This window comes from Pseudanabaena biceps PCC 7429, assembly GCF_000332215.1.
In the GTDB taxonomy this organism is placed as follows: domain Bacteria; phylum Cyanobacteriota; class Cyanobacteriia; order Pseudanabaenales; family Pseudanabaenaceae; genus Pseudanabaena; species Pseudanabaena biceps.
The window spans coordinates 1-7,331 of sequence record NZ_ALWB01000263.1; the positions used below are offsets into that span (position 1 = coordinate 1).

A 7,331-nucleotide genomic window follows, 5' to 3' on the forward strand; every position below is an offset into this window, starting at 1 on the left:
AAATTTAGCAGTTTAACTCGAACTGACGTTAAAGATGAGTGGCGGCGCGAAGCGCCGCCACTCATCTTTAGGATTTTATGTTCTAAGCAAACCTTACGTTGCTATATTACTTAGAAATAATAAAGCCTTGCTGAGCAAGGCTTTATTATTTCTAGAGGTATTATTTACTACTTCTTGAGAATAGTAACTACAAGAGCAGTACCATCGGTTACAGGCTTGACACCTTCTGGATAGGCAATTTCACTGACGTGAACGCCCTTACCAATATCAAGCCCAGTGATATCGATTTCAAAGCTCTCAGGGACGTTAGTGGGAGCGCAAGCTACACGAACGTAGTTCTTGATTGTATCGACAGAGCCACCGCCAACTTTTACGCCAACAGGTACGCCAACGAAGTGGAGAGGAATGTCTACTTCAATTTTTGACTGGGACTCGATCGCAAAAAAGCTGAGGTGATAAATCGAATTTTTGTAGGGATGATTTTGCACTTCACGCAATAATGTTTTGCCTTTGAAGTCACCGTCAGTTACATTTACTTCGATTAATGTGTTATTAATCGTCGCTTCCCGTAACAAGGTAGTTGCTTCTTTAGCATCTAAAGCGATCGAAATCGACTCAGCCCCTTTATGTCCATATACAGTGGCAGGGATTTGACCATCACGACGAAGTGCGCGATTGTTTGCGGGTGGACGGGTGGTAGCGTTGATTTGTAATTGCATTTTTTTGTAACTTTATGATTGCTTAATGGCTTTTAGCCGCTAGTGATTAGCTATTGGCTTTTAATTTGTAGTGGTCATTACCTAGATTTAACCCAGAAGCTAAAAGCTAAAAGCTAAAAGCTAGCGGCTAAATCTAAGCTTTCAACAAACCACGTTTTGGTCCATGGATTGGGTCTTCCACAATGATCGTTTGCCCTCTGCTTGCGCCTAGGGAGATAATTGCGATCGGAGTTCCTGTCAAATCTGCAAGGAACTTAAGATAGTCCTTAGCCTCTGAGGGTAACTCCTCGACGGTTTTACATTCACTAGTCGATTGCCGCCATCCTGGTAAAGTTTCGTAGATGGGGATCGCCCTAGCAAAGGCGCGCGCATCACTGGGGAAATCGCGCACGACTTGACCATCTAGTTCATAGGCAATACAGACCTTGATTTCTTCGAGATCATCGAGTACGTCAAGTTTGGTGACAGCGAGACAGTCAAGCCCATTAATGCGAACCGCATAGCGACCGATTACGCCATCAAACCAACCACAACGGCGCTTGCGTCCCGTGGTTGTCCCAAATTCGGCTCCACGTTCACCGATTTGGTTGCCAATATCATCATGGAGCTCGGTGGGGAAGGGACCTTCGCCAACGCGAGTTGTATATGCTTTGGCAACGCCGATGACGCGATCAATGGAAGTTGGACCCACTCCCGCGCCGATACAGGCTCCGCCTGCAACGGGATTGGATGAAGTGACGTAGGGATAGGTGCCATGATCGAGATCTAGCAATGTGCCCTGTGCGCCTTCAAACAAAATATTGCGTCTCTCACGGATTGCCGCATCAATTTTGAGGGATGCATCAACTACATGAGGACGGAGGCGGTCCGCATAGCCACGATATTCGGCAATAATTGCTTCAGCATCGAGGGGTTCTAAATTATAGAGCTTTTGTAAAACAATGTTTTTTTGCTCGATCGCCCAACGCAGCTTTTTGGCTATGCGTTTCTCGTCCATTAAGTCAATGATCCGAATGCCAACCCGCTCGGATTTGTCAGCGTAGGTTGGACCAATTCCTCGTCCCGTAGTACCAATCTTGTGTTCGGCTCGCTGATCCTCGGAGGCGCGATCTAGAACACGGTGATAAGGCATGGTCACATGGGCGGTTTCCGCAATAAAGAGGTTATCCGTTGATATACCCAAATCTTTGAGTCGATCCACTTCTTCTAGAAGCACCTTCGGATCGATCACTGTGCCACTGGCAATGATGCATTCCGTTTTGGGATACAGGATTCCCGAAGGAATCAGGTGTAGCTTAAAGGTGCGATCGTTGACGACGACCGTATGTCCTGCATTATTACCGCCTTGGTAGCGAACAACGACATCTGCGGAGCGGCTCAGCAAATCGGTGATTTTGCCTTTACCTTCATCACCCCACTGTGCCCCAATAACAATTACATTAGCCAAGAGTCTTGCTGCTCAATAAAATCTCACAATCGCTTATTATTGCAAAAGATTGCATTGTTTGTCAATGTCTTGAACGAGCTTTTTTAGTCTTAGTACTACCTAGTTTTTTTCATTGAAGGATTAGACATTGTGGCGCTTCGCGCCGCAATGTCTAATCCTTCAATGGGAAGGGAGTATCTATCTGGATTGAATGATAGATGATCGATTAATGGGCAATGTATAGTAACCGTAACTTGCCTAAGCTTTAAGTAATTCGATCGCTGACTCTGCGGCAGCAAGCCCTGAATGATAGGCTGCTTCAATATTCTTACCCGCACACCAATCACCAGCGCAGATTAGCGGTAATGGAATTTCTGTGGATAGGCAAGAAACACCTAAAGACTCTTCGGCAATGGCATAGCGCCAACGATGTACTTGCCACCATTCGGGACTAGCCAGCCATTTTGCTAATAATCTACCCACTTGGTTGAGTAAAGGTTTACCAGCAATTTCCAGATCGGGTTCTTCCATAGATTGCTTCGCAAAGTCGGCGGTGCTTTGGAGTACAAATACTGGTTGGACAGCTTTATCTGAATGTTTGCTACTGTCGTAGCTAATCCAATCAAGAATTGGATCGTTGATACAGCGAATAGCCTGCCATTCTGAAGGAACAGAATTATTGGCATTGTAGCCAGCCATAATAGTGACGCTAGGCGCAAAGGTAACTGATTGTACTGCATGTAGAAAGTTGGGAGCAGCCGCGAGTACCTCTTCAAATATTGGGAGAAATTGGGGGGCGGGAATGGTGGAGACGATCGCCGCAGTTTCCAATAATTCTTGGCGATCGGTTACTAGCTGCCATTTGTCGTCTTTGTGGCTGACACTAACGATACGAGCATTATTAATGATCGGGATTTCATGGGCAAGATATTTGGCGATCGCGGTCATTCCCATTGGACAGCAGTAACGTGTGTGTCTTGCATCTGCTTCTGGGGCGATCAATCCTGATGCCGAGAGCTGATAGACATCGCGAGTCCATTCTTGCACAATCCCCTTATCCTGTAGTTTGCGCACAAACCTACCAAAACTATCGCTTTTAACTGAAATTAGCTGCGCACCATGATCGACCCAAGTGCCTTGCAAACGTCTAGTTGCCATACGTCCCCCGACCCCTGCGGATTTCTCGACAATGGTTATATCTAGCCCTGCTTGTTTCAGTTGTTGGGCACAGGTTATACCAGCTATTCCTGCGCCGATCACGATTACATCTTTCATACAGTTTCAGTTCATGCCTCTTGAAGAGCTTAGCTCATCTTTAATTAATCGCAACCATCAAAAACAGTTTTTCATCACCTACTTGAAATAAGCTGGCATGAAAAAATAAATAGTTCAGCCAAAATCAGAGAATGTACCGCCCGCTTAGCGGGCGGTACATTCTTCTAGTTTTCTTCGCTGCTTATTAGATATCTATAGTGTATCCTGCATCTTCTCACCGTCATGATATGCAGCGAACAATACAGGGCAGGTTTTGCCCCATGCGATCGCTCCATTGGCATCAAGACAAATTGCCCCAAAATCGCGATCGCGACTCTTTGCCTCAGTAATCGATTTTTCGACCGCTTGCTGAAGTGTCATCCCATCAGTGACACGCACCACTACTCTAGTTGCAAATCCTTCGTCAAGGATATCTTCGCCAACACCCGTGCAGCTTACGCCTGCAAGTTTGTTAGCGTAGTTACCCGCAGGGGTTGCCGAGTCGCTGACTCGACCGATGCGCTCGAAACCTCTTCCGCCAGTGGATGTCCCCACACAAATGCTGCCATATCGATCTAGTACTACTGCACCGATCGTTCCCATCGCCACATCTGCCATCTTGCGAGTGAAGTTAGTTTTGCGCTCTTCTACCCATTCCGCAAGGCGTTCATCGGTGAGGGGATTGTAAATCGGGATGCCCAATTCGCGAGTAAGTTCCGCAGAGCCATAATCAGATAAAACGCGATCGTCGCTAGTTTGTAAATGCTTAGCCAGTTCGATGGGGTTCTTAACTCGCACCGTATTGATGACACCACTAAAACTTTGGCGATCGCCATCCATAATTGAGGCACTCATGCGGATTTGCCCATCGGATTGCAATACGGAACCAGTTCCCGCATTAAAACGAGGATCGTCTTCCAGCATTTGACATGCTTTGACAACAGCATCGATCGCCTTCGCACCATCGAGCAACATCGGGTAAACGGTTTCGAGAACCGCAAATAATGACTTGCGAACTGGTTCATAGCCACCTTTGCTTTCAACAGTGCTACCTGCGCCGCCATGAATGATAATTTTTGGTTGCATTTTGTTTCGGAATTGGTAATTGGGAATTGGGAATGGGGGATTGGTAATGGGGGATTAGCTTTTAGCCATTAGCTTTTAGCTTTTAGCTTTTAGCTTTTTAAAATGGGAATTTGGGTTTCATTATTTAGATGTGACTTTTGATTCTCAATCACCAATCACCAATCACCAAAAAGCCAAAAGCTAAAAGCCAAAAGCTAAAAGCTAAAAGCCAAAAGCTAAAAGCTAAAACCCATTACAACTCCCCAAATCCCTTTTTCTTTTTCTTCTTTTTGCCATAAGCAGGATTGCCAGATGGGGCTTGGTTGCCTATACCGCCCATTCCAGGGAACCCGCCGCCACCCATATTGGGCATTCCAGGGAAGTTCGGCATCTTGCCCTGTCCCATTTGTTGCATGAGCGATCGCATTTTCTGGAAATCAGCAACGAGCTTAGTCACATCCTGAAGTTTGTAACCCGCACCATTGGCAATCCTTTGTTTGCGGCTAGGACTTTTGGCGATGAGGTCAGGATCTTTGCGTTCTTGTTTTGTCATCGAAGAGATCATCGACTCGCAACGCTTGAGTTGCTTTTCGGCTTCTTGGATTTGCGCATCGTTGATTTTCATTCCTGGGAGCATCTTTAACATTCCACCAAAAGAACCCATGTTTTTCATCATGCGAGTATTTTTGAGGAAGTCGTCAAAGTCAAACTGAGCTTTTAGGATTTTTTCTTGGAGATTGGCTGCGTCGGTAAAATCAATTTCTTCTTGAGCTTTCTCAACCAGAGTCAGTACGTCGCCCATCCCTAAGATCCGTGAAGCCATCCGTTCGGGATAGAAGGGTTGTAATGCTTCGACCTTTTCGCCGACACCGATAAATTTAATGGGCTGTCCCGAAATCTGCCGCACCGATAGCGCCGCACCACCGCGAGTATCGCCATCCATTTTGGTCAAGATTGCGCCTGTAATCCCAATCTCATCATGGAAGGTACGTGTCAGCGTTGCTGCCTCTTGTCCTGTCATCGCATCGACGACTAGAAGTACCTCATCGGGCTTAATCGTATCTTTAACACGCTTGAGTTCATCCATCATGTCGCGATCGATCTGCAAGCGTCCCGCTGTATCGATGATGACGGTATTAACGCCCAATTCCTTCGCCTTTGCCAAACCTTGACGGGCAATCTCGACAGGATCGGCATCGGCTCCCATTTCAAAGACTGGCACGTTGATTTGTTTGCCGAGGGTGATCAACTGATCGATCGCCGCAGGACGATATACGTCAGTCGCTACGAGTAACGCCGTGCGATCGAGTTTGCGTAAATGTAAAGCTAATTTGGCGGTAGCAGTCGTTTTACCTGTACCTTGCAAACCTGCCATCAAAATTACTGTGGGTGCATTATTTGCCTCAGCGAGTGGTACATTTGCCTCACCCATCGTCCTTACCAATTCGTCATAGACGATCTTGATAAATTGCTGATCGGGGCGAACACCTGCGATCACATCAGCCCCTTGAGCCTGTTTGGAGATTTCTTCGACAAATTCTTTGACAACCTGTAAGTTGACATCTGCCTCTAAGAGTGCTCTGCGTACCTCGCGAATCGCGCCCTGTATATTGGATTCAGAAATTTTGTCCTGTCCGCGTAACTTTTTCCAAGCCGCCTCAAATTTATCGGCGATTTCATCAAACATATCTAGTTTTGCTTTTGCTGTTAGTTCTAATTACTAATTTACCGTTACCACCGTTACATTGATCGCGATCGGAAAAAATTATGGCTATGGCGGCGATCGCCTTTGATATGGCTATAGCCACTTAAGTCAGGACATCAAACCCAATAGAGAGTTGCGGCGCTTCGCGCCGCAACTCTCTATTGGGTTTGATTTTTGTCCTAACATTACTGAATATAGCTATAAGAGCAAAAATGACTATAATAGCCCCAAGATCCAAATTGCAAACTTGTACTGCATCTGAGGATAGAAATGACTGTACAATTTCGGGAAAAAGCATTGATGGCTTATGAAACTATGCCATTAAAACAAAAAGATAAGGTTTCTAGCCTGATTAAGCAGTTAGATAAAAACCATGCACAGCGACTAAAATCTCAAATACTTAAAAATCGAGATTTAGAGACTTGGGTGGTAAAGGTCGATAAAAGTGTGCGAATGCTCTTTACTAAAAATGAGCAGGGCTTTTTGATAATTGACATTGTTAATTATCATCAATGATTGTAGCTAGGGAAGACTTTAAGTGATCCACCTAATCAATCATCGGTTCGATATCAATGAGTGCGATCGCCAACTTCAAGAACTACAAAACTTTCTAGCTACGAATCCATCAATTCCAGAGACTGGCGAGAATGGGCTGCAAAATTTTTTCGCAGATAGACCAAATTTAATTCTTCTATTAGGATATTGGCATTTTGGCTTGGAACCTTCTTTTTATAAGCCTGAAGTGAGTTTGTTCAATAATGAGTTTCGAGCTGATTTTGTGGTGGCTGATCGCGAGAAGAAGAAGTTTGTATTTATTGAGTTTGAGGATGCGATGGAGGATAGCATTTTCAAGCTGAAGTCCAGAAAGTCGGATCTTGCCAATACTAGCTATGATTGGGCTTCAAGATATGAGCATGGCTTGAGTCAAGTGATTGATTGGTATTACCGTATGGATGATTATGAGCGAACAAATAAATTTGAAGAGTATTTTGGTCATCGCCATGTTAGCTATACTGGAGTTTAGACTAAAAAAGGCAGAGTAAAAGAGATACAAACTGTCTAAAGTAGATGAAAAAGAAAAAGCACATCTACAGTCATGATTATTGATAAACTACAGAACTTTCGTCAACAGGCATATAATTTTTAGGAATGGAAGAGATGC

General features: G+C 45.0%; 7 protein-coding genes. 2 read left to right on the forward strand and 5 right to left on the reverse strand.

From position 1 onward, the window contains the following. Window positions 1–167 precede the first annotated feature (167 nt). The 5 genes from PSE7429_RS20255 to ffh form a co-directional block, all read right to left on the reverse strand. Window positions 168–719, reverse strand: coding sequence for a 50S ribosomal protein L25/general stress protein Ctc (locus tag PSE7429_RS20255; protein WP_009629218.1), 552 nt, complete (start codon window positions 717–719; stop codon window positions 168–170). 133 nt (window positions 720–852) lie between these two features. Further along, window positions 853–2,166: an adenylosuccinate synthase gene (locus PSE7429_RS20260; protein ID WP_009629219.1), complete on the reverse strand. Its 1,314-nt coding sequence runs from the start codon at window positions 2,164–2,166 to the stop codon at window positions 853–855. Window positions 2,167–2,403: 237 nt separating this feature from the next. Continuing rightward, window positions 2,404–3,420 (reverse strand): NAD(P)/FAD-dependent oxidoreductase, encoded by a 1,017-nt coding sequence (locus tag PSE7429_RS20265; RefSeq protein WP_009629220.1) that lies wholly within the window; start codon window positions 3,418–3,420, stop codon window positions 2,404–2,406. Window positions 3,421–3,612: 192 nt separating this feature from the next. Then, the gene (locus tag PSE7429_RS20270) at window positions 3,613–4,485 is read right to left on the reverse strand and encodes an isoaspartyl peptidase/L-asparaginase (RefSeq protein ID WP_009629221.1); all 873 of its coding nucleotides are present in this window, start codon (window positions 4,483–4,485) and stop codon (window positions 3,613–3,615) included. A gap of 232 nt (window positions 4,486–4,717) precedes the next feature. Beyond that, window positions 4,718–6,151, reverse strand: coding sequence for a signal recognition particle protein (gene ffh, locus PSE7429_RS20275; RefSeq protein ID WP_009629222.1), 1,434 nt, complete (start codon window positions 6,149–6,151; stop codon window positions 4,718–4,720). Between the two features lie 288 nt (window positions 6,152–6,439). On the opposite strand from ffh, the gene PSE7429_RS20280 reads away from it, so the two are divergent. Next, window positions 6,440–6,685: a hypothetical protein gene (locus PSE7429_RS20280; protein WP_009629223.1), complete on the forward strand. Its 246-nt coding sequence runs from the start codon at window positions 6,440–6,442 to the stop codon at window positions 6,683–6,685. 22 nt (window positions 6,686–6,707) lie between these two features. After that, window positions 6,708–7,193 (forward strand): Shedu anti-phage system protein SduA domain-containing protein, encoded by a 486-nt coding sequence (locus PSE7429_RS20285; protein ID WP_009629224.1) that lies wholly within the window; start codon window positions 6,708–6,710, stop codon window positions 7,191–7,193. The last annotated feature ends 138 nt before the right edge of the window (window positions 7,194–7,331 follow it).